This is a genomic window from Hydrogenophaga sp. (assembly GCF_011772445.1).
GTDB lineage: Bacteria > Pseudomonadota > Gammaproteobacteria > Burkholderiales > Burkholderiaceae_C > Hydrogenophaga.
Genome location: NZ_WVZN01000049.1, coordinates 24,200 through 46,814 on the forward strand (window position 1 = coordinate 24,200; position 22,615 = coordinate 46,814).

The 22,615-nt window shown below is 69.5% G+C and carries 19 protein-coding genes; 10 read left to right on the forward strand and 9 right to left on the reverse strand.

Going from position 1 to position 22,615, the window contains the following annotated elements:
* Positions 1 to 71: 71 nt before the first annotated feature.
* The gene (locus GTO19_RS21955; RefSeq protein WP_291024991.1) at positions 72 to 1,112 is read left to right on the forward strand and encodes a TRAP transporter substrate-binding protein; all 1,041 of its coding nucleotides are present in this window, start codon (positions 72 to 74) and stop codon (positions 1,110 to 1,112) included.
* A 117-nt stretch (positions 1,113 to 1,229) separates the two neighbouring features.
* Here the strand turns inward: GTO19_RS21955 and GTO19_RS21960 are convergent, their stop codons facing one another.
* Positions 1,230 to 2,351 carry a 5-methyltetrahydropteroyltriglutamate--homocysteine S-methyltransferase gene (locus tag GTO19_RS21960; RefSeq protein WP_291024993.1) on the reverse strand — a complete coding sequence of 374 codons (1,122 nt, stop codon included), beginning with the start codon at positions 2,349 to 2,351 and terminating at the stop codon, positions 1,230 to 1,232.
* A gap of 163 nt (positions 2,352 to 2,514) precedes the next feature.
* On the opposite strand from GTO19_RS21960, the gene GTO19_RS21965 reads away from it, so the two are divergent.
* From GTO19_RS21965 to GTO19_RS21995, 7 genes are all read left to right on the forward strand, one after another.
* Positions 2,515 to 3,606, forward strand: coding sequence for an aromatic ring-hydroxylating dioxygenase subunit alpha (locus GTO19_RS21965; RefSeq protein WP_291024995.1), 1,092 nt, complete (start codon positions 2,515 to 2,517; stop codon positions 3,604 to 3,606).
* 4 nt (positions 3,607 to 3,610) lie between these two features.
* Positions 3,611 to 4,369, forward strand: a complete 759-nt coding sequence (locus tag GTO19_RS21970; protein ID WP_291024998.1) for a GntR family transcriptional regulator — start codon at positions 3,611 to 3,613, stop codon at positions 4,367 to 4,369.
* A gap of 129 nt (positions 4,370 to 4,498) precedes the next feature.
* On the forward strand, positions 4,499 to 5,497 hold the full coding sequence (locus GTO19_RS21975) for a PDR/VanB family oxidoreductase (RefSeq protein ID WP_291025000.1): 999 nt from the start codon (positions 4,499 to 4,501) through the stop codon (positions 5,495 to 5,497).
* Between the two features lie 179 nt (positions 5,498 to 5,676).
* On the forward strand, positions 5,677 to 6,714 hold the full coding sequence (locus tag GTO19_RS21980; RefSeq protein WP_291025001.1) for a TRAP transporter substrate-binding protein: 1,038 nt from the start codon (positions 5,677 to 5,679) through the stop codon (positions 6,712 to 6,714).
* A gap of 118 nt (positions 6,715 to 6,832) precedes the next feature.
* The gene (locus GTO19_RS21985) at positions 6,833 to 7,351 is read left to right on the forward strand and encodes a TRAP transporter small permease (RefSeq protein ID WP_291025003.1); all 519 of its coding nucleotides are present in this window, start codon (positions 6,833 to 6,835) and stop codon (positions 7,349 to 7,351) included.
* Positions 7,351 to 8,661 carry a TRAP transporter large permease gene (locus tag GTO19_RS21990; RefSeq protein ID WP_291025005.1) on the forward strand — a complete coding sequence of 437 codons (1,311 nt, stop codon included), beginning with the start codon at positions 7,351 to 7,353 and terminating at the stop codon, positions 8,659 to 8,661. Before GTO19_RS21985 ends, GTO19_RS21990 begins: the two co-directional genes overlap by 1 nt.
* Positions 8,662 to 8,770: 109 nt before the next feature.
* The gene (locus GTO19_RS21995) at positions 8,771 to 9,715 is read left to right on the forward strand and encodes a tripartite tricarboxylate transporter substrate binding protein (protein WP_291025007.1); all 945 of its coding nucleotides are present in this window, start codon (positions 8,771 to 8,773) and stop codon (positions 9,713 to 9,715) included.
* A gap of 73 nt (positions 9,716 to 9,788) precedes the next feature.
* Here GTO19_RS21995 and GTO19_RS22000 read toward each other — a convergent pair whose 3' ends face one another.
* The 8 genes from GTO19_RS22000 to GTO19_RS22035 all read right to left on the reverse strand — a co-directional run bounded on the left by GTO19_RS22000 (position 9,789) and on the right by GTO19_RS22035 (position 20,891).
* On the reverse strand, positions 9,789 to 11,630 hold the full coding sequence (locus GTO19_RS22000) for a hypothetical protein (RefSeq protein ID WP_291025009.1): 1,842 nt from the start codon (positions 11,628 to 11,630) through the stop codon (positions 9,789 to 9,791).
* 11 nt (positions 11,631 to 11,641) lie between these two features.
* A complete protein-coding gene (locus tag GTO19_RS22005) occupies positions 11,642 to 12,115 on the reverse strand; it encodes a CesT family type III secretion system chaperone (protein ID WP_291025011.1) in 474 nt (157 codons plus the stop codon).
* A gap of 140 nt (positions 12,116 to 12,255) precedes the next feature.
* Positions 12,256 to 14,529 (reverse strand): ATP-binding protein, encoded by a 2,274-nt coding sequence (locus tag GTO19_RS22010; RefSeq protein ID WP_291025014.1) that lies wholly within the window; start codon positions 14,527 to 14,529, stop codon positions 12,256 to 12,258.
* Entirely contained in the window at positions 14,526 to 16,781 is a 2,256-nt protein-coding gene (locus GTO19_RS22015; RefSeq protein ID WP_291025016.1) for an ATP-binding protein, read from the reverse strand. The genes GTO19_RS22010 and GTO19_RS22015 overlap by 4 nt, the downstream gene beginning before the upstream one ends.
* 116 nt (positions 16,782 to 16,897) lie before the next feature.
* Positions 16,898 to 17,467 (reverse strand): c-type cytochrome, encoded by a 570-nt coding sequence (locus GTO19_RS22020; RefSeq protein WP_291025019.1) that lies wholly within the window; start codon positions 17,465 to 17,467, stop codon positions 16,898 to 16,900.
* The gene (locus GTO19_RS22025; RefSeq protein ID WP_291025021.1) at positions 17,467 to 18,720 is read right to left on the reverse strand and encodes a PQQ-dependent sugar dehydrogenase; all 1,254 of its coding nucleotides are present in this window, start codon (positions 18,718 to 18,720) and stop codon (positions 17,467 to 17,469) included. Before GTO19_RS22025 ends, GTO19_RS22020 begins: the two co-directional genes overlap by 1 nt.
* A 153-nt stretch (positions 18,721 to 18,873) precedes the next feature.
* Positions 18,874 to 19,629 (reverse strand): GntR family transcriptional regulator, encoded by a 756-nt coding sequence (locus tag GTO19_RS22030; protein ID WP_291025023.1) that lies wholly within the window; start codon positions 19,627 to 19,629, stop codon positions 18,874 to 18,876.
* Positions 19,626 to 20,891, reverse strand: coding sequence for an iron-containing alcohol dehydrogenase (locus GTO19_RS22035; protein ID WP_291025026.1), 1,266 nt, complete (start codon positions 20,889 to 20,891; stop codon positions 19,626 to 19,628). Before GTO19_RS22035 ends, GTO19_RS22030 begins: the two co-directional genes overlap by 4 nt.
* A gap of 81 nt (positions 20,892 to 20,972) precedes the next feature.
* Here GTO19_RS22035 and GTO19_RS22040 point away from each other — a divergent pair, with 81 nt between their 5' ends.
* Both GTO19_RS22040 and GTO19_RS22045 read left to right on the forward strand, forming a co-directional pair.
* Positions 20,973 to 21,728, forward strand: coding sequence for an alpha/beta hydrolase (locus tag GTO19_RS22040; RefSeq protein ID WP_291025028.1), 756 nt, complete (start codon positions 20,973 to 20,975; stop codon positions 21,726 to 21,728).
* A 66-nt stretch (positions 21,729 to 21,794) separates the two neighbouring features.
* A complete protein-coding gene (locus GTO19_RS22045; protein WP_291025031.1) occupies positions 21,795 to 22,607 on the forward strand; it encodes a sterol desaturase family protein in 813 nt (270 codons plus the stop codon).
* Positions 22,608 to 22,615 lie beyond the last annotated feature (8 nt).

Sequence of the window (22,615 nt, forward strand, 5' to 3'; positions counted from 1 at the left end):
TGGCACATGTCCCTGGCGCGCCCGCCTCGGCGGGCGCCGCCCCTGACCCCTTTCTCGACAGGATCCTCTCCATGACCCTCATCCGTCGCCGCAGCGCGATCGTGGCCGCCGCTGCATTGGGCGCCAGCACGCTGGCCGGCAAGGCCCTGGCCCAGCCCACCGTCACCCTGCGCCTGCACCAGTTCCTGCCGCCGCAGGCCACCATCCCGGCGCGCGCCATCGCGCCCTGGGCGCAGAAGATCGAGAGCGAGTCGGGCGGCCGCATCAAGGTGCAGCAGTTCCACTCCATGTCCATGGGCGGCTCGCCGCCGCAGCTGTTCGACCAGGCGCGCGACGGCGTGGCCGACATCGTGTGGACGGTGCTGGGCTACACCCCGGGCCGCTTCAACAAGTCCGAGGTGTTCGAGCTGCCCTTCATGAGTGGCAAGGCCGAGCCGGCCTCGCGCGCCTTTCACGAGTACGTGGCGAAGCACGCCGCCGACGAATTCCGCCAGGTGCACCTGCTGGCCGCGCACACGCACGGCCCGGGCCTGTTCCACAGCAAGTCGGCCATCACCGGCCTGGACAGCCTGCGCGGCCTGAAGGTGCGCGGCGGCTCGCGCATCATCAACAACCTGCTGGCCAAGCTGGGCGCCGCGCCCGTGGGCATGCCGGTGCCGGCGGTGACGGAGGCGCTGTCCAAGGGCGTGATCGACGCCACCACCATTCCCTGGGAGGTGACGCCCTCGCTCAAGATCGCCGAGCTGGTGAAGCACCACACCACGTTCTCCGGCCCCACGGGCCTGTTCACCCAGACCTTCGCGCTGGTGATGAACCGCGGCAGCTACAACAAGCTGCCGGCCGACCTGAAAGCGATCATCGACAGGAACTCGGGCGTGGAAACCGCGGCCCTGTTCGGCCGCGCGATGGACGAGGGCGACAAGGACGGCCTGGCCGTGGCGCAGAAGTCGGGCAACAGCATCGTCACGCTGGACGCCGCCGAAACCCAGCGCTGGAAGACCACCGCCGCCGCGGTGGAGGCGGACTGGGTGAAGGAAGTGCAGGGCAAGAGGATCGACGGTGCGAAGCTGGTCGCCGAGGCCCGCGCCCTCATCTCGAAACACGCCAAGTGAACCGAGGGGCTCCGGCACGCGCCGGAGCCCCATCCAGAAGTGCCGCGGAACCGGCTTCGCCGGGCCGCAGGCACTGCCCCCTTGAGGGGGTTGCGCGAAGCGCGGCGGGGGTGTTTCTTATCTCCAGACCTCGCGCGCGGTTTCCACCACCAGCGCCAGCTTTTTCCGCTGGTCCTCCACCGCGATGTTGTTGCCGTGCACGGTGCTGGAGAAGCCGCACTGCGGCGACAGGCAGAGCTGCTCCAGCGGCGCGTACTTCGCGGCCTCGTCGATGCGGCGCTTGAGGTCGTCCTTGCTTTCGAGCTGGCCGAACTTGGTGGTCACCAGGCCCAGCACCACGGTCTTGCCGGGCTTCAGGTAGCGCAGTGGCCGGAAGTCGCCCGAGCGGGTGTCGTCGTACTCCATGAAGTAGGCGTCCAGGTTCATCTCGGTGAGCAGGGCCTCGGCCACGGGCTCGTAGTTGCCGGCCGCGGCGTGCGTGCTCTTGAAGTTGCCGCGGCACAGGTGCATGGCCAGGGTCATGCCCTTCGGCTTCTTGGCCACCACCTTGTTGATGAAGGCGGCGTAGCGGTGCGGCAGCTCATTGGGGTCGTCACCGCGCTGGCGGGCGGCCTCGCGCATCTTCTCGTCGCACAGGTAGGCCATGTTCGTGTCGTCCATCTGCACATAGGTGCAGCCGGCGTCGGCCAGGCTCTGCAACTCGTCCGCGTAGGCCTGGGCCACGTCGTCGTAGAACACCGGGTCGAGCTCGGGGTAGGCGTCCTTGCTGATGCCCGCGCGCCCGCCACGGAAGTGCAGCATGGTGGGGGAGGGGATGGTGACCTTGGGCGTGAGGCCCGGCCGGCCCAGCGCCTTCACCTGCGCCTGCAGGTACTGGAAGTCGGCGAGCTGGATGTTCTTCGCGTGGCGCACCTTGTCGATGACGCGGATCACCGGCGGGGCCAGTTCCTCGGTGCCATCGGGCTTTCTGATGGTGACCGGGATGTCGGTCTTCACGCCGCCGAGCTGTTCCAGGAAGTCGATGTGGAAGTAGGTGCGGCGGAACTCGCCGTCGGTGATGGACTGCAGCCCCACGTCGGCCTGGAACTTCACGATCTCGGCGATCGCGCGGTCCTCGACCTCGCGCAACTGGGCGGCCGTGATCTCTCCCTTGGCCTTCTGTTCGCGCGCCTGCAGCAGGTAGGCGGGACGCAGAAAGCTGCCGACGTGGTCGGCCCTGAAGGGGGGATTGAGGCTCATGTTCTTGTCTCCTGAGGGTTGGGAAATGGACGGCGCCGACGGTAGCCGAAGCCCCGGCGGCTGGCAACAGCCATGATTTCATTGAATACATGAATCGCTGATTCCGACTCAATTTGAAGGATTTCATTGGGAAAAATGATTGTTCTGTATACATTGCGTATCCATGAACACCGCGCCCAACCACTTTCCCCTGAATGCCTGGTACGCCGCCGCCTACGACGTGGAGGTGGGCCGCAGCCTGCTGGCGCGCACCGTCTGCAACCAGAAACTGGTGCTGTACCGCCAGACCGATGGCCGCCTGGCCGCCCTGGAGGACGCCTGCTGGCACCGGCTGCTGCCGCTGTCCCTGGGCCGGCTGGAGGGCGACGAGGTGGTCTGCGGCTACCACGGCCTGGTCTACAACGCCGAGGGCCGCTGCACCCACATGCCCAGCCAGGAAACCATCAACCCCTCGGCCTGCGTGCGGCGTTTTCCGGTGGTGGAGAAGCACCGCTTCGTGTGGATCTGGCCGGGCGACCCGGCGCTGGCCGACGAGTCGCTGATCCCGGACCTGCACTGGAACCACGACCCCGAGTGGGCCGGTGACGGCAAGATGATCCGCGTGAAGTGCGACTACCGGCTGGTGGTGGACAACCTGATGGACCTGACGCACGAGACCTTCGTGCACGGCAGCAGCATCGGCAACCGCGCCGTGGCCGAGGCGCCCTTCGTGGCCACGCACGGCGAGCGCACGGCCACCGTGACGCGCTGGATGGAGAACATCGAGGCGCCGCCGTTCTGGGCCGGGCAGATCCAGCAGGCGCGCGGGTACCGGGGGCCGGTGGACCGCTGGCAGATCATCCGCTTCGAGGCGCCGTGCACCGTGGCCATCGACGTGGGCGTGGCGCCCACGGGCACGGGCGCCCCGCAGGGCGATCGCAGCCAGGGCGTCAACGGCATGGTGCTCAACACCATCACGCCCGAGACGGACAACACCTGCCTCTACTTCTGGGCCTTCGCCCGCAACTACTGCCTGGGCGAGCAGCGCCTGACGCACCAGTTGCGCGAGGGCGTGGCGGGCATCTTCCGCGAGGACGAGCTGGTGCTGGAGGCGCAGCAGAAAGCCATCGAAGAGCACCCGGACCACCGGTTCTACAACCTCAACATCGACGCCGGGGCCATGTGGGCGCGGCGCCTCATCGACAAGATGGTGGAGGCGGAACGCGGCACGCCCGGCGCGGGCTCCAGCGTCATCCCCATTCGCCGCGCGGGCTGAAGCCATGGCCACCCACAACCCCATGCCGGACGCCGCGCCCGAAAGCGCCCAGGTCCGCGCCCTGCTGCAGTTGCGCGAGCTCATTCTCTCCGGTGAACTGCCCGGCGGCTCGCGCATCGCCGAACTGAACGTCGTCGAGCGCCTGGGCGTGTCGCGCACCCCCGTGCGCGCCGCACTGCAGCGCCTGGAGCAGGAGGGCCTGCTGCGCGCCTTGCCCGGTGGCGGCCACGTGGTGCAGACCTTCACCGAGCGCGACATCGCCGACGCCATCGAGCTGCGCGGCACGCTGGAAGGCCTGCTGGCCCGCCTGGCCGCCGAGCGCGGCGCGCCCGCCGCCGTGCTCACCGAGGCGCGCGGCGTGCTCGAGCGCATCGACGCCGTGCTGGCCGCGCCCACGCTCGACGCCGAGGCCTTCTCCGAGTACGTGGCGCTCAACAGCCGCCTGCACGAACTGCTGGCCGAAATGGCCGACAGCCCCACGGTGGAGCGCCAACTGGAGCGCGTGTGCGCGCTGCCCTTCGCTTCGCCCTCGGGCTTCGTGCTGGCCGAGGCCGGTTCGCGCGAGGCCCGCGACATGCTCGTCGTCGCGCAGGACCAGCACCGCCAGGTGCTCGACGCCATCGAACGCCGCGAGGGCGCGCGCGCCGAGGCCATCCTGCGCGAGCACTCGCGCCTGGCGCAGCGCAACCTGCGCGCCGTGCTCGCCGGCCACACCGAAAGCGCTGTCCACGCTCCCGCCCTCAGGCTCATCCGCCGACGCTGACATGGACCACCCCCGCCACGCTTCGCGTGACCCCCTCAAGGGGGCGGCACCCACGGCCTGGCAAAGCCAGTTCCGTGGTGCCCCTGGGTTCGACCCAGGCGCTCGACAGGCTCCTTCACCTTCACATGTATGAAAAGCAACCCGCTCTGGCAAACCGCGCGCGTGGCCGCGCTGCGCGACCTCACCCCCACCGTGCGCGAGTTCCTGCTGCAGCCGCTGGACGGCGCGGCCATCGCCTGGCCGCCCGGCGCGCACCTGCAGGTGCGCGTGCCGGTGGCGGGGCGCGAGCAGACCCGCTCCTACTCGCTCGTGGGCCAGCCGGCCGACACGCCCGGCGCCTACCGCATCGCGGTCAAGCGCCTGGACCAGGGGCGCGGTGGCTCGCTCGCCATGTGGTCCCTGGCCGAGGGCGATACCCTGGCCGTGAGCGCGCCGCAGAACCACTTCCCGCTGGACATCGACGCGCCGGTGAACCTGCTCGTGGCCGGCGGCATCGGCATCACGCCGATGGTGTCCATGGCCCAGGCGCTGGCGAGGCGCGGCCGCGCGGTGCGCCTGCTGTACGCGGCGCGTGAGGCGGGGGAGCTCGCCTACGCCGAGCGCTTGCGCGACACGCTGGGCGAGGGCCTGGTGCTCGCGGCGTCGGGGCAGGGCCAGCGGCTCGACCTGGCGGGCGAGATCGCCGCGCTGCCACCCGGCGCCCCGTGCTACGTGTGCGGTCCCACGGGCCTGCTGGGCGCGGCACGCGCGCTGTGGGCGCAGGCCGGTCGCCCCGCCAGCGGGCTGCGCTTCGAAACCTTCGGCAGCGGCGGCCAGCGGCCCACGCAGGCCTTCGCCGTGGCCGTGCCCCGGCATGGTGCGTCGCTCACCGTGTCCGCGGGCGAATCCCTGCTCGACGCACTGGAGGCCGCCGGCATCGAGGTGATGAGCGACTGCCGCCGCGGCGAATGCGGCCTGTGCGCGATGGACGTGCTGGCCGTGGAGGGCGAGATCGACCACCGCGACGTGTTCCTGAGCGAACACGAGAAACAGTCCAACCAGCGCATCTGCGCCTGCGTCTCGCGTGTCGCGGGGCGCATCACCCTGGACAGCGCCTGGCGCCCCGAGGCCGAGACGCTGCCCCACTGACAAACCCTGTGAGGGTTGTCACTGGTTTCATAACATAACGGCATAGCTGAAAGTCCGCCATCGGACTGGCTGCAGGCCAAGACCGCATGCACAGTGTGGGTGTTCAGTTCCCGTCACACGCCCGTGCCAGTGAGCACCCCCGAACAAAAGGGCCGGGCACAACCCGATCGGAGACAAGGATGAAACTCTTGAAGCGACGCACCGCGATGGCGGTGCTGGGGGCGGTGGCCGCGGCCACGATGGCGGGCAACGCCATGGCGCAGACGGTCACGCTGCGGCTGCATCAGATGCTGCCGCCGCAGGCCACGATCCCGGCGCGTGCCCTCACGCCGTGGGCCCAGAAGGTGGAGGCCGAATCGGGTGGCCGCATCAAGGTGCAGCTGTTCCACGCGATGCAACTGGGCGGCGCGCCCCCGCAGCTCTTTGACCAGGCCAGGGACGGCGTCGTCGACTTCACCTGGACGGTGCTCGGCTATACCCCCGGCCGCTTCCCCAAGACGGAAGTCTTCGAGCTGCCCTTCATGAGCGGCAGCGCCGAGGCCTCCTCGCGCGCCATCCAGGAGTACGTCGAGAAGTTCGCCGCCGACGAGTTCAAGGACGTCAAGCTCATCGCCGTCCACACCCACGGCCCGGGCCTGTTCCACACCAAGACGCCCGTCACCGGCCTGGAAAGCCTGCGCGGCATGAAGGTGCGCGGCGGCTCGCGCATCATCAACAACATGCTCACCAAGCTGGGCGCCACGCCCGTGGGCATGCCGGTGCCGGCCGTCACCGAGGCCCTGTCCAAGGGCGTCATCGACGGCACCACCATTCCCTGGGAAGTGACGCCCGCGCTGAAGGTGAGCGAGCTGGTGAAGAACCACACCACCTTCGCCGGCAAGGAAGGCCTGTACACCCAGACCTTCGCCTTCTCCATGAACAAGGCCGCCTACGAGAAGCTGCCGGCCGACCTGAAGGCCGTCATCGACAAGAACTCGGGCGTGGAGACCGCCGCCATGTTCGGCCGCGCCATGGACGACGGCGACAAGGCCGGGCGCGCCATTGCCGAGAAGGCAGGCAACAACATCGTGGCGCTGGACGTGCAGGAAACGCAGCGCTGGCGGCGCACCGCCGCGGCGGTGGAGACCGACTGGGTGAACGAAGTGAAAGCCAAGAACATCGACGGCGCGAAGCTGGCGGCCGAGGCGCGAGCCTTGATCGCGAAGCACAGCAAGTGACCTGGCCCAGGGGGGCCGACGGCCGTCCTCGCGAGAGGGCGGCTTTTTTGTTGAGGGGTGCGCTTGTCCGATGTTGGACAATCGCGCGTCTCCATTTCTCTCGCAGAAAGCCATTCGCATGATTGCATTCGTCTACCGGCTGTCCCAATGGGCGGCCATCATCGGCGGGCTGGCCCTCGTGGCCCTCACGCTGATGATCGTGGCCAGCGTGAGCGGCCGCGCCATGCTCAACCTCGGCCTTGGCCCCGTGCCCGGCGACTTCGAACTCGTCGAGGTCGGCACCGCGATCGCGGTGTTCTTCTTCCTGCCCTGGACCTACCTCAAGGGAGGGCATGCCACGGTGGACCTGCTCTACATGCACCTGCCGAAGTGGGCGCAGAAGGGCATCGTGCTGGTGAGCGACGTGGTCATGCTGATCGTCTGGCTGGTGCTCACCTGGAAGCTCTACGAAGGCATGGTCGAGAAGAAGGAGTACTTCGAGACCACCTTCATCCTGCAGATGCCGATCTGGTGGGCCTACGCGGCCTGCCTGGTGGGCGCGGTGATCGGCTGCCTCGCCTACATCGCCAAGACGGCGACCATGTTCGGCCTGGGCAAGGAGCCCGAGGGCTGGACCACCGAAGCGGGAGCGCACTGATGACTGGCATCGAACTCGCCGCCTGGTCCTTCCCCATCCTGCTGCTGCTCATCTTCGTGCGCGTGCCCATCGGGCTCGCCATGCTCGTCTGCGGCCTGGTCGGCGCCTGGCTGATCTACGGCACCGCCGACCCGATCCTCAACCAGATGAAGCAGCTGACCTACAGCACCTTCTCCAATTACAACCTCTCGGTCATCCCGCTGTTCCTGTTGATGGGGCAGTTCGCCGCGCTGGGCGGTCTGTCGCGCGCGCTGTTCAAGGCGGCCGAGGCCTGGATCGGCCACCGCAAGGGCGGCGTGGCCATGGCGGCCGTGGGCGCCTGCGCCGGCTTCGGCGCCATCTGCGGCTCCTCGCTGGCCACCGCGGCCACCATGGGCCAGGTGGCCCTGCCCGAGCTCAAGCGCGCGGGTTACGCCGGTGGCATCTCCACCGCCACGCTGGCGGCGGGCGGCACGCTGGGCATTCTGATCCCGCCCTCGGTGGTGCTGGTGATCTACGCCATCCTGACGGAGCAGAACATCGCCAAGCTCTTCCTGGCCGCCTTCGTGCCGGGCGTGCTGGCCGCCATCGGCTACGTCATCGTCATCGCCATCTACGCCCGCGTTCGCCCGAAAGAGATGGGCACCATGCCACCCGTGCCCATGGCCGAGCGCTGGAAGGCCACGCTCAAGGTCTGGCCCGTGCTCACCATCTTCCTGGTGGTGGTCGGCGGCATCTACCTCGGCATCTTCACGCCCACCGAGGGCGCGGCCGTGGGCGCCTTCGGCACCGGCCTGGCGGCCTGGGCGGCCGGCGGCCTGAACCGCAAGACGCTGGCCGGCGCCGTGCTGGGCACCGCCGTGGCCACCGGCATGATCTTCATGATCGTGCTCGGCGCGGGCGTCTACAACACCTTCCTGGCGCTGTCGCAACTGCCGCAGGAGGCCGCCACCATGGTCGCCGGCTCGGGCCTGAGCCCGATGGTGGTACTGATCGCCATCCTGGTCATCTACGTCATCCTCGGCTGTTTCATGGACTCGCTGTCCATGATCCTGCTGACCATTCCGGTGTTCTTCCCGGTGGTCACTGCGCTGGACTTCGGCATGTCGCCCGAGCACTTCGCCATCTGGTTCGGCATCCTGGTGCTGATCGTGGTCGAGGTGGGCCTGATCACGCCGCCGGTGGGCATGAACCTGTTCGTCATCAACAGCATGGCCAAGGACGTGCCGATCCTGGCCACCTACCGCGGCGTGCTGCCCTTCGTGCTGAGCGACTTCGTGCGCACGGCGATCCTGGTGGCGTTCCCGGTGATCGTCACCTTCGTCCTCTAGCAGGATGGGATCATCCCTGCCGCGCTTCGCGCGACCCCCTCAAGGGGGCGATGCCTGCGGCCCGGCAAAGCCGGTTCCGCGGCATCTCTGGATCGCGCGCCGCCAGCTCTTGCTGGGTGCGCTGGCCCTGGGCGCGCTGCCGGTGGGCTGGGCGCAGGCCTTCCCGTCGAAGAACCTGCGCCTGGTCGTGCCCTTCGCGGCCGGCGGTGTGGGCGATCTCACCGCGCGCATCGTCGCCGCGCGGCTGGCCGAAGGCCTGGGCCGTTCGGTGGTGATCGAGAACCGCCCCGGCGCCGGTGGCGTGGTGGCGGCCGAGACGGTGGCGCGTGCCGAGCCCGACGGCCACACGCTGTTCCTCATGTCCAACGGCACCGCGGTCACGGCGGGCCTGTTCAAGTCGCTGCCCTTCGACACGCTGAAGGACTTCGCGCCCATCTCCACCCTGGGCACCTTCGACATCGCCGTGGTGGCCCACCCCGAGGCGCCGTTCAAGACCTTCGCCGAGTTGCTGGCCTGGGCGAAAGCGAACCCCGGCAAGCTCAACATCGGCAGCATCAACATCGGCAGCACGCAGCACCTGGCGGCCGAGCTGTTCAAGAGCAGCGCCGGCATCGACGCGCAGACCGTGCCCTTCAACGGCACGCCCAACCTCATCGGTGCCCTGCGCGGGCGTCAGGTGGACGTGGGCGTGGAGATCCTCTCGCCGGTGCTCACTCAGATCCGCGGTGGCGCGCTGCGTGCCCTGGCCGTGGCAGGCGAGAAGCGCTCGGTGGTATTGCCCGACGTGCCCACGGCCGCCGAATCGGGCGTGAAGGGCTTCGTGGCCTCCTCGTGGAACGCCATCGCCGCGCCAGCGAAGACGCCGCGCCCGGTGATCGATCGCCTGCAGCGCGAGATCGCCGCCGCCGTGGCGGACGCCGAGGTGCAGAAGAAGCTGCGCGAGCTCAACATCGACCCGCGCGCGTCCACGCCCGAGCAGGCGGCGGCGCTGCTGGCCAGCGACATCCAGCGCTGGAGCGCGGTGATCGAGCGCGCGGGCATCCCCAGGCAGTGAGGCGGGGCGCCACGCGCCTGGCGCCGGCGCGGGCAGACGGGTCCACCCAGGGCCGGCGCGTCGGCGAAACAGGCTATGTGCTGGCCATGTCTTCGACCATGCGGATGATCGCTTCGAGCTGGGTCAGCGTGTGGGCGGGCGCGCTGTGCCGCTGCTGGGCTGCGCTCCCGTCGGCAGGGTCGCTGCCGTTCGACCGGTCGTCGTCCACCACCACGGTCAGGTCCTCGTCCGTCGCTGACAACCGGTCGCCTGTGGACGCGTCTGCCGCGTTCTCACCGCGCAGGCCCAGCTTGCGCGCACCCAGCAGACCACCCGCGACGATGGCGTTCAGCAGGACCTCGACGAAGGGAATGAAGGCGGCCCGGGTGGAGAACGCGGCAATGAGGATCAGGCCCAGCAGGGTCGAAAAAACCTGCGTTTCCAGCGGGATGTCCGACCCGGTCGCGGTGCCGTTGAAGACCGCCGCGTGGCTGTCGTTCCACCCGCTGCCGTTGCGCGGCGCCGCGCCGTCCATGTCCGTTTCCCGGAAGGGCATGGTGGTGGAGAACAGGGTGTACATGTGCAGGATCGCATAGGAGAACATGAGCAGCGAGAGCGCGTTGCCCGCGATCTCGCTGGCGGTGCGCATGCGCAAGGCCAAGGGGGCACTGTTGATGAGTTTGTGCGGCGTCTTGCCCGCCCCCTTCAGCACCATGGCACCGATCTTCTTCTTGCTGAGTTCCCAGCGGCCCGCTTCGGTGCGCAGAAGCCCGGCGCGCTCCACGTACCTGGCCTGAAGCGTCTCCACCTGGTCGATGGCCTCGTCCAGCAAGGGCAGGACCTTCTCCCTGAACACCTTCGCCCGCCGCTTTTTTTCGTGTTCGCCCACCGCACTGGCGCGGATGTTGCGCTGGATGGTGTTGCGCAGGCGCACGAGCTCGCTGTGGAGTGAGACGACGAATTCCAGTTTCTCCAGCGCCGCCTGGAGTTCTTCCGGCCAGGTCTGGTTCAGCCCCGGCTTGTCGGGCCCGTGCTGCACCGTGGCGTTGGTGAACAGGTGGCCGGCCAGGGTCATGATGCCGGCGATCTCGCCGCAGACCATCCACACCAGCGCGTCCGTGAGGTTGAACAGGCCGGCGCGCAAGGCCACGGACCCGGGCATGTCCATGAATGACCGGCGCTCGAGCGGTGTGAGGCCGCCGGCCAGGAAGTACAGGAGCGAGAAGGAGAAGAAGGACGCATGGAAGCCCCAGGTGCGCGCGGCAGCGCCCAGGATGGGGTGCCGGCGGCTGTCGAATGGCAGAGGCGTGCCCTTGCGGGCCTCGGCGCCTGCGCGGGCAAGCACCGCGTCGGCGATCTCCTGGATGGCCAGCTGGATGTCGCTGTCGTCCTGTCCATCGGCCCGCCGCACCAGGGCCATGCACCACAGGGTGATGGCGTTGTCCAGGGCCGCCTTGTCAACGGGCTGAGGCCCGCCGTGGTTCGCGGCCAGGCTGCCGGCCACGATCTTGGTGCTGGTGGGGTGCAGGATGGAGGCGAGCAGGGTGTAGCCCGTGGCGCCTGCCAGGAAGAGTCGGGGGCCGTGTTCCGGGAACACCGCCGCCAGCCAGCCGAACAGGTTGACGCAGACCTTGGCCGGCAGGAAGGACACGGAATAGCCGAGGGTGCCGGCTTCCAGGGCGGCCCGCGCCTTGTTCAGCAGCGTGACCTGCGCCGTGGTTGCCGGCGTGTTCACCGCGGCGACGGCGTCCAGGGTCTGCTGCATCAGGCCGTGGATGTATTGCTCGGGGTTGCGCGCCCATAGGCGCGCGGCTTTTCGGGGCAGTCCCGTGTACGCGGCAAAGTCACTGGCGTCTTGGGGTCGTCGCCTGGGGTTGTTGATGACTTGCTGGTTGCGTTCGGGGCTGTACTTCTTGCCGAGGCTGCCGGGCTTCATGTGCGCCTCCCTCAGACCATGGCCGCGTGGGGCGCGCGGTCGGCATCGCGTCGCCTGTCGCCGCCAGCCGTGCCTGCCCAGGCGAACATGCCCGCCAGCAGGGTGGCGCGCCACTGCGTCACCTGCCCGGCCATGCCACGCAAGGCCCTGGCCAGCCATTCGCCGTTCATGTCGTCGCGCAGGGGCACGCCGAGCATCAGCATCACCGAGCCGCTGTCATCGCGGTAGCCGAAGCGGATGCCCGGCTCGTGCCACAGCAGGTACTGCAGCGAGAGCAACTGCTCGTAGACCCTGGCCGGCTCGTCGGCTGTCGCCCGGCCCATCTCGGCCAGCACCAGCAGGGAATCGTTCAGTTCCTGGTGCAGTACCTCGACGCTCACATCGCCGAGTACAACGGGTTCTTCCCGGCCCATGGCCTCGCTGTCGTCCAGCCGCAGTTCCAGGCTGGCCTGGCGGCAGAGGTCCTCAACAAACGTTGCGATCAAGATCTGTCTCCTGTGACTTGAGCACACGCGGCTTGCGTGTGGCCCTGTGTCCGGGAGCGCACCAATGGGGTTCCGATGGCTGTCGGCTATGTGGCCAACAGTCATGGAAATGTCATTGACTTGAGGGTGCCGTTTTCAGTTCAAGGCAGCGCCGTGTCAGGCCGCGCGCCGTGCGCGGCTGTGAGCAGGAAGCGCTCCAGTTCGGCGGCGTGAACCGGTTTGTGCAGCAGCGTGAAGCCGTGCCGCTTCGCCTGTTCGATGCGCTCGGCCGACATGTCGCCCGTGATCATGCACACCGGCAGCGAGCCGGGGTGCCGCTCGCGCAGGCGCAGCAGCAGTGCCAAGCCGTCCATGGACGGGTCGAGCATGTAGTCGCAGATCAGGGCATCGATGTGTCGGGGCTCGGCCTCGAACAGGCGCAGCGCTTCGGTGGCACTGCGCGCGATGAACACCCGATGTCCCCAGGATTCGAGCAGGCTGGCGGTGGCCAGCAGCACCTGCTCGTCGTCTTCGATGAGCAGGATGTGGCGATCCGAGGCGGTCGGTGCCTGCACGGCGGCCTCGCGCGGCGTGTGCTGTCCCTGCGGCTGGCCGCGCGGCAGGCGAACCGAGAACATCGATCCGCATCCCGGGGTGGATCGCACGTCGAGCCGGGCGCCGATGTCGGCGGCGGCCCGGCGCACGATGGACAGGCCCAGGCCCTCGGCGCGTTCGCCTGGCGCCACGCGCGGCGCCTCGCCGCGGTGGAACGTCTGGAAGATGTTGTCGAGCTGGTCGGGGTCGATGCCGATGCCGGTGTCCCAGACCTGCAACTCGAGCTCTGCACCGCGCGAGCGTGCGCCCAGCACGATGCGCCCGCGATCGGTGTAGCGAATGGCGTTGCTCACGAGGTTGGCCAGCACGCGGTGCAGCACTGTCGCGTCGCAGAGCACCCAGGCGCGGCTGGGCACGGCGCGCAGCGCGAGGCCTTTCTCGGCGGCCAGGGGCGCGAACTCCGACATCAGTCCGTCAAACGCCGGTTGCAGCGCGATGGGCCCTGAAGGCACCGCCTGTTGCCTGACGTCCCGTAACGAGGCGCCCAGCAACATGTCCAGCAGCCGCATCAGGCCGTCGAGCGAGGCACGCATGCGCTGCACGATGGGCATGAAGGGCTCGCTGGGCAAGGGCGGGGGCGCGCGGCTCAGGCTCTGGATGGCGGTAAGGAACAGACCAAGCGCGTGAATGGGCTGGCGCAGGTCGTGGCTGGCGGACGCGAGGAACACCGACTTGCCCCGATCGGCCGCCTCGGCGCGGGCAGTCTGCCAGCGCAGGTCGGCGACCAGCCGGTCGATGCGTTGCTGCGCCTCGTAGCGGTAGCTCACGTCCTGCAGCAGCACCGCCTGACAGGGGCGGTTTTCGTCCATGAAGGTGATGGCCTGGACGTGCAGCGGTGACCTGTTGCCCGTGCCTGGCCACAGGGAGAGGTGCATGTCCTCTCGGCCAGCCCCCTCCAGCAGGCCATCGAGCGGCGGCACGCCCAGCATCTCCAGCGCATGGACCAGCGGTTGGCCGATGAGCTGCCCGCGTTCCAGGCAGATGTGGCGGCAGGCGATCGGATTGGCGTCGGTGATGATGCCCTGATCGCTCAGCAGGATGCCTTCGATGCCGGCCTCGAACAGCGCATTGAGGCGGTCCAGGGTCTGACGCAGGGCCTGCATCCCCTGGTGTCGCAGCGTGACGTCGCGCGCCAGCGTGGCCATCTTCGGCGGGCCGCCGGGCTCGTCGAACACGGGGCACAGGACGATGTTCAGGACACGGTCCTCGACTTTCTTCAGGTCGGGGATGATGCGCTCGTAGCGCACCGCTTGCCGGCTGCGGAAGAACTCGCCGCGGAAGGGCGCGGTCAGGAAGTAGTTGTCGGCCATCACCTGCCGCAGGGGCTTGTGCGTCGCCGCCTCGGGGGTGGTGGCGTGGTGGCGAGCGTAGGCGCGGTTGACGTACAGAAGGATTTCCTCGTGGCTGACCATGGAGACCAGCTCCTGCAGTTGGTCCAGCGTGTCACTGAGGCGCTGCAGCGTCAGTGCGCGCCGGCCGTGCACGTGTTCGGCGGGCGTGAGGTCGACGAAGGTGCAGATCCAGTCTTCGCGGCCGGGCAGCGGCGCGAAATCCACGTGCAACAGGCGCGGTGTGTTCGAGCCGGGTGCCGGATCGAGGCGCAAGCGGCCATGAAAGGCCTGGCCCCTGGCCAGGCGGGCGCTCACCCCGTCACCGCTCGCCTTGAAGCACTTGTGAAAGCCCGACTGCTCCCGTTCGGAAGGTCGCAGCAACGCGCCCAGCGCCGCATTGCACGTGAGCCGCCAGGGCGTGGGGCGCAGCAGGGCGGCGGGGCCGCCGATCTGCTCGACCCAGTCAGGCGGCTCAAGAGGGGCGCTCATGAAACTTCCTGCTCCAACACCTGCTGGAGCGCGTCGTGCCGCACCGGCTTGTGCAGCAGCGACAGACCCAGGGCGCGGATCTCCTGGGCCACCGGTGTGGACGTGTCGGCGGTGAAGACGTGCACCGGCACGGGCCGCGGCAGGCAGGCGCGCACGGTGTCGATGAACTGGCTCGCGGTGATTTCGCCGCCCAGGTGGTAGTCGGTGAGCACGAGGTCGATGCGGTCGCCGTGCAGAACGGCCAGCGTGATCGCCTGGTCGGCGTCGGCCGCGCACCAGACCGTGTGTCCCCAGGCCTGCAGCAGCTGCTGCATGGCGCTGAGCACCTGCGGATCGTCGTCGATGACCAGCACATGGCGCGCGATGTGCCCGGCGGGCGCGGCAAGGCTCGCCGGTGCGCTGGGCGCGGGTGTCGGCGCCAGCGGCACCGCCTGGCCGCGGGGCACGGTGATGGAGAACATGGAGCCACGTCCGGGCGTGGAACGAACCCGCAGCCGGGCATCGAGCAGGCGGGCCGAGCGCTGCACGATGGACAGGCCCAGGCCGAGTCCGCGCAGCCCGCCGGTCGGGGAGCTGGCGGGACTGACCTGGTAGAACTCGCCGAAGATGGCGTCGAGCTGGTCGGCCGCGATGCCGATGCCGGTGTCCCAGACCTGGATCTCGATGGCGGCGCCGCGCGGCCGTGCGCCCACCAGCACGCGGCCGCGCGGCGTGTAGCGGATCGCGTTGGAGACCAGGTTGTCCATGATGCGGCGCAGCACCGCCGGGTCGGTGTGCGCCCAGGCGCTGGTCTGCATCAAGTCCAGCCGCAGGCCTTTGCGGATCGCCGAGTCGGCGAGGTCCTCGTCCAGTTCGCTGAACATCAGCTCCAGTGAAACCGGCACAGGCGTGACCACCACCGCGTTCGCGTCCAGCCGGGAGACGTCGAGCAGCGAGTTCAGCAGGCGGCTCAGCGCGTCCAGCGAGGCGCGCATGCGCCGCCCGAGTTCGTCGAGCGTGGTCAGCGGCATCGTGGGGTGGCGTGTCAGGGACTCCAGGCTGGTCAGGAACAGGCCCAGGGCGTGGATGGGCTGGCGCAGATCGTGGCTGGCGGCGGACAGGAACAGCGATTTGGCGCGGTCGGCGGCCTCGGCACGGTCCTTCTGCGCGCTCAGGTGGGCGATGAGTTCGCGGATGCGGGCCTGCGCCTCGCGGCGGTCGCGCACGTCGCGGATGATGGTCATGCGCATGGCCCGCCCCTGGCGCTGCACCGTGCGGTCGATCAGCTCGACGGCGATGCGCGCGCCGTGCCGGTCGATCAGGCCGCACTCGTGCGCGTCGTGTGATGCCCCGGCGTTCGCGCTGCGGTACGCGGCCCGCTCCTCGGGCGCGATCAGGTCGTCGAAGCGGCGCTCCCGCAGCGCCTCCGCCGGCGTGTCGAGCAGGCGGCAGGCGGCCGGGTTGGCATCGACGATGCGCTGGTCCACGTGGACGATGATGGCGTCGCTGCTCGCGGCGACGAAGCGGCGCACCCGCTCCTCGCTCGAGCGCAACTGGGCCATGGTGGCGTGGTAGGCGGTGGTCTCCAGCGCGTCGAGCAGGTGGCCGCTGGGGCGCCCCGCTTCATCCACGAGCGTGCGCAGACTGCCCTCCAGTACCCGCTCCAGGCCCTGGGCGTCGATGACGCGCCAGGCGAACGGCATGGTCTGACCCGGCGTGCCTTCGCGCAGTCGCGCCTGGATGTTGTCGAACAGTTTCTGCCCGAACAGGCTGAGCGCATCGCGGCCGACGAGGGGGCGCTCGCGCGGGGTGATGAGCTCGAGCAGGGCGCCGCCGGCGAAGGCGCAGCGCAGATCCGCCCCCGTGTCGAGCTGGATCATCAGCAGGGGCAGGCTGTCGACCATCTCTTGCAGCAGTTGCAGGCGGCGATCGGTGGCCTCGTGCGCCGCGCGCAGTTCGCCGATGTCGGCCAGCAGGCAAACATGCGCGGGCGGCTCGGCCCGCCAGTGGCCGGCGCAGTGCAGGTGGATGGCGCGGCCTTGCGGGTCGTCCCGCAGGCGCAGGTCCAGCGCGAAGGATTGCGGATGACCGAGCGCGGCGAGCAGGGCCGCGCGTGAATCGGGCGTGAGGATGGACAGGTCGGCCCACCGCCCCCCGGCGCGCGCTTCGAGCGCCCGGCTGCCGGCGCTCAGCTCACCGGGCGAACCACCGAACGCGACCGTGAACCGGGTGCCCGGCAAAGGGATCTGTGCGATCGGTGGCAGCGCATCCACGGTGGCGTCGGTTCGGTGGGGGGTATCCCTGATTCTGATGAGTGGACCGGCGCTTGGGAAGCGGGTCCACGTCCCGCTCGCGTCTTGCCCTGTCGGGCGCCACGGAAGGTGCGGACTCAGGGCGCGAGCTGCGAGAGGTGGTGCGCCAGGGCCCTGAGGTCCTCGTCCTTCAGGCCATGCAGGGACGCCGCCATGATGGTGTCGCGCCCCGTGGCCTGGCCGTTCAGGAACTGCCGCATGGAATGCAGCAGGTAGTCCTCCCGCTGGCCGGCCAGGCGCGGCATCTGCTCGCGCCCGGCGTAGCTGGGCAGGTGGCAACTCGCGCAGCGGTTGCCGTCGGCCAGTTGCTGGCCGCGCGCGAACAGCGCGGCGTCGCGTGGGCCGGGCTGCGGCTGGAGGGTCTGGGCCGCGAAATGCTTCGCCATGGCGGAGAGGTCCGCGTCGCTCACGCCGTCCAGCAGGCCCTTCATGGCGGGGACGTCGCGCAGGCCCTCGCGGATCATCACGAGCGAGTTCTCCAGGAACAGCGGCGGCTGGCCCGCGAGCGTGGGCGTGTTGGCCAGCGGCGCAGGCGCCCCGCCCGCACCGTGGCAGGCCGCGCAGGCGGTCAGGCGCTCGTCGAGGGACTGGCCCGCCGCGCCGCCCGCCAGCAGCGCGATCGAGAGCAGGGTCAGCGCGCGCCGCATCAGCCGCCGTAGCTCACGCGGTAGATCGCGCCGAGCTGCTCGTCCGACACCAGCAGCGAGCCGTCCTTCATCTGCAGAAGGTAGGCGGGCCGGCCCCAGAAGCTCTGGTCGGCCTCGTTCATGAAGCCGGTCATGAAGGGCACGATCTGCGCGTTTTTGCCATCGGCCGTGGCCTTCACCATCACCACGTCGTAGCCGATCTTCTTCGTGCGGTTCCACGAGCCCTTGCGCGCGTTGAAGAGCGCGCCGCGGTACTCGGGCGGGAACATGGTGCCGTTGTAGAAGGTGACGCCCATGCTGGCCGCGTGCGGGCCCATCAGCGCCACCGGCGGCTCCACGCCGCCGCAGGCGTTGGCCTTCTTCACGTCGGGGTCGGCGGTCTTGCCTTCGTGGCAGTACGGGAAGCCGTGGTTGAGGCCGGTGGCGCGCATCCGGTGCAGGGTGTCGTTGGGCGTGTCGTCGCCCAGCCAGTCGCGGCCATGGTTGCTGAACCACAGCTCGCGCGTCTGCGGGTGCCAGTCGAAGCCCACGCTGTTGCGCACACCGGTGGCCACCACCTCCATGCCCGAGCCGTCGGGGTTGTAGCGGCGGATCTGCGCGTACTCGGGCGAGGGCAACTCGCAGATGTTGCAGGGCGCGCCAAAGGGCACATAGAGCTTGCCGTCGGGCCCGAAGGCGATGTACTTCCAGTTGTGGTGCTGCTCCTTGGGCAGCTTGAACGCCGCCGTCATGTCCACCGGCTGGGCATTGGGGTTGCTGGCGATGCCATCGAAGCGCAGCACCTTGTCGATGGCCATCACGTAGAGCGAACCGTTGCGGTACGCCACACCCGCGGGCTGGTTGAGCTTGTCCACCACCGTGCGCACCGTGCGCGCGCCGCCGCTGTCGGTCACCTCATAGACGCGGCCGATGCCGCGCGTGCCCACGTAGTACTTGCCGTTGTCGCCCGCCGCGATGGCGCGCCCGCCCGGCAGGCCGGTGGCCCACACCTCCACCTTGAAGCCCGGCGGCAGCTTGATGCGGTTGACGGGAATCTGGTCGGCCGGCGTCACGGTCATCTTGCCGGCCAGCGGCGCCAGGGTGGAGCTGGCCATGCTCGCGGGCATGCCCTGTTTCCAGGCGGGTGGCGGGGCGGCGGATGCGGCCGGTGGCGCGGACGCGGCCGGCGCCTGCGAGCCGGTCTGTGCGCAACCGAAGAGGGCGAGCGCCACGGCGGCGCCCGCCACGCCGGGACGGGCGAGGGTCTTGAGCATGGGTTGTCTCCTGAATGCTGTGGTTCTTCGTGGGCGGGCCGGGGTCCGGCCGCCGACGGCATCGTAGGGGCAAACCGCCGTTCGTGCACCCGGTGCGGTGGCCACGCCCGCTATCGCAGCGATAGCCTTTGTTCGGGCCGCCCGCGCGCGCGCTCAGAAATCGGTGCTGACCGTCGAGCGCGTGAACGCCTCGTTGTGGTCGATGAGCTCGTCCAGCGCCTTGGCCGCTTTCGTCTCGTCGCCATCGGCGATGGCCTGGGCGATGCGCGCGTGCAGCACGGCGATGGAGGGCGTGTCGTCGGCCTGGCGGTGGTGCATGAACCAGAAGCGGCGCGACAGGCCGTGCATGAGGCCCATGGCGCCGCTCGCGAACTCGTTGCGCGCCGCGCGCAGCGAGAGGTCGTTGAAGAGCTTGTCCGCCCGCATGAAGCGGACCTGGTCCTTGGCCTTGGCGGCGGCGTTGAACTCCTTGGCCAGTTCGGCGAACTGCTGGCGTTCCGCGTCCGTCGATCGCCGAGCGGCGCAGCGCGCCACCAGGCGCTCCACCTCGCGGCGCGTCTCCAGCAGGCGCAACTGGCGCTTGATGTCCAGCTCGGAGACCAGCACGCCGCGCTGCGGCAGGATCTGCACCAGGTGCTCACGCGCCAGGCGCTGCAAGGCCTCTCGCACCGGCGTGCGCCCGATGCCCAGGCGGGCCGAGAGCTCGGCCTCGCTGAGCGCGGTGCCGGGCAGCAGCTCGAGCTGCACGATCAGCTCCTCGATGCGTTCGTAGGCCTGCGCGGTGAGGCTGCGCGGGCGGGCCGCGGGCGCCGCCGTGGCGGGTTTCGGTGCCCTGGCGGCCTTTGGGGCCGGCTTCGCGGCCCGGCGGCTGGTGGTCCCTGTGGTTTTTTTTGCCGTCGCTTTGCTCATGGGCGCGATTCTCCGGAAAGTTCTCCGTGGTAGGCATGTTGCACGATGCGGGCGTAGGCCTCGTCGACCGGCCCGCCGGGCCAGGCCTTGGCCAGACGGGTCACCGCCAGCCCGTCCGAGACCAGTTGCTGCAACTGCGCTGCTTCCACGCCGAAACTTAGCAGATCGCCGGCCAGCCCCAGCCGGCGCACCAGCGCGCGCGTGAGCACCGGCGCCTGCCGGGCCAGCGCCTCGGTGTCGCCGCCCTCGGCGCCGGCCAGCCGCGCGATCTCGGCCAGCTCGTCGCGCCGCGTGTCCACCAGCGCGTCCATCACGTAGGGCAGCATCACCGCGTTGGTGCTGCCGTGGCTCGCGTGCGTCAGGCCCGCGAGCGCGTAGGCCAGGCCGTGCACCGCGTTCAGGCCGGCGGTGGCGTAGGACATGGCGGCGTACAGGCTGGCGCGGGCCATGGCGTTGCGCGCGGCGCGGTCGTTCGGCCGATCGAACGCGGTGGCGAGGTGGCCGAAGGCCAGCGCCGTGGCCTGACGCGCGAACTGCACCGTCAGCTCGTTGCGCCCGCTGTAGCCCGGGTCGGGGTCGTCGCCGTTGTCGAACAGCGCGGCGTCCAGCGTCAGCCAGGACTCGATGGCGTGCGTGAGCGCGTCCAGCCCCGCGTCGGCCGTCACGCGCGGCGGGCAAGTCCAGGTGAGCTCGGGGTCGATCAGCGCGACCACCGGCCGCAGCACGTTGGCCATCAGCGCCACCTTGGTCGCGCTGCCGGGTTGCACCAGGATCGCCCCGGGCGTGATCTCCGAGCCGGTGCCCGCCGTAGTGGGCACGGCCACCAGGGGCAGCGGCGCGGCGGGCCAGTTGGCGCGGTTCAGCAGCTCGGCCACCGGGCGGCCGCTGGGCAGGGTCACGCTGAGTGCCTTGGCGAGGTCGATGTTGCTGCCGCCGCCCCAGGCGATCAGGTGGTCGGGGCGCGCGCGCTGCTCGCGCACCCAGGCGGTGGCGCGGTCGGCCAGCGTGGTGGAGGGGTCGGGCTCGCCCCCGTCGAACACGCGCACGGTGAGGCCCTGGGCGCGCAAGGCCGCCAGCACCTCGGCCAGGGCGGGGCTGTTCTGGTGGAACCAGGCATCGGTGACGACGAGCGCCTCACGCCAGCCCAGGCTGTTGCACAGCGGGGCCAGGCGGTGGCGCGCGCCGTCGGCGCAAATGATCCGGGGTGGCGCGCAGAGGGTGATGGGGGCGTCGGGGGGGGTGGTGGCGGACGTGTCGGTCATCGGGGTCACATCAGGGTCAGAACGGATGGGCGTGGCGGCATGGCTGTGAAACCATTGAAAGATCAGTGATATGTTACTTGTATGGCAAATCCATCAATACACCGATCGGCACAAACCCTCGACTGCAGGTTCGCGGGGCAGGGCGCGCCGCTGCTGCTGGTGCACGGCATCCAGGGCACGGCCGACGCCTGGTTGCCCGTGCTGCCCGCGCTGCTGGGTCGCCGCTGCGCCTGGCCCAACCTGCCGGGGCGCGGCCTGTCACCGCGCTGGAGCGCCGCCGAGCCGCTGCCGCGCGAGCGCTACTACCACCTGGACCACTACGCCGACCTCGTGCACGCGCTGGCGATGGACCTGGCCGAGCGCACCGGCCAGGCGGTGGCCCTGGCCGGCTGGAGCATGGGCGTGAGCGTCATCCTCAACCTGCTGGCGCGCCACGGCGACGCGGGCCTGGAGCGCCTGGTGCTCATCTCCGGCACCGCCTGCGCCACGCCGGGCGCGGTGTGGTTCCGCGGCGAGACGCCCGAGGCCCTGGAGCGGGAAGCCCGCGAGCGCGCCGAGCGCCTGCAACTCAAGGCCGTGGCCGACGCCGACGCGGTGGCGGCCAGCTGGGCCTCGGTGCGGCACCTTGACCTGCGCGAGACGGCGCGCGGCATCCGCCTGCCCACGCTGGTGGCGCACGGCGAGCTGGACGACGAGTGCCCGCTGGCCCATGGCCGCTGGCTGGCCGATCACGTGCCCGCTGCGCAGTGGTTGCCGCTGCCCGGCGTGGGGCACTCGGCCATGGCCCAGGCCGGCGCCACCCTGGGGACTTCCATGAGCGCCTTCCTGGGCTCTTGACATGCCTATGGTCGACTTCTACTATTCGACTAGTATGTCAGTTGAATTGCACAGGAGACAAGCCCCATGATGACCGACAAGCAGAGACGATTCCGGGAGCAGTACAAGGGCCGCATCAGCCCGTTCTACAACGGCATCGTGCACACCAGCGTGATGTTCGCCGCCGGCATCGCGGCGCTCTGGTACTGCAGCACGCAGTTGAACAACCCCACCTGGGAGTGGCTGCTGGTGCTGCCCGTGTTCCTGGCGGGCAACTTCGTCGAATGGTTCATGCACAAGTACGTGATGCACCGGCGCATCGACGTCTTCGCGCTGCGCGCCATCTACGAACGCCACACGCGCGAGCACCACCAGTACTTCACCGACAACGACATCACCATCGACACGGTGCGCGAGTTCCGCATCGTGTTCTTCCCCTGGCGCGTGCTCATCGTGCTCGGTGTGTTCGGCACCGGCCTGGGCTGGATCGCGGCGCAGATCTTCAACCCCAACGCGGGCTACATCCTGTTCATGACCATGGTCTGCCACTACCTGGTCTACGAGGTGTTCCACCTGTGCTGCCACGTGCACGAAAACTGGTTCGTGCGAAACATGCCCTTCATCAACACCATCCGCCGCCACCACACCGCGCACCACAACCAGGGAATCATGATGCACAAGAACATGAACCTGAGCTTTCCCATCTTCGACTGGATCATGGGAACGAGCGACCTGGACCGCGGCCTGATCGGCACGCTGTTCAACGGCTACGACGAGCGCTACATCAAACCCGAGTTGAAGCCCATCGTCGCGCGCTTTCGCAACGAAGAAACGCAGGAGAGGCGCGTCACGCTCGATGGCCCCGAGCTGACGTCCGAAGAGAAGCAGGTACTGGCCTGAACCCGCAG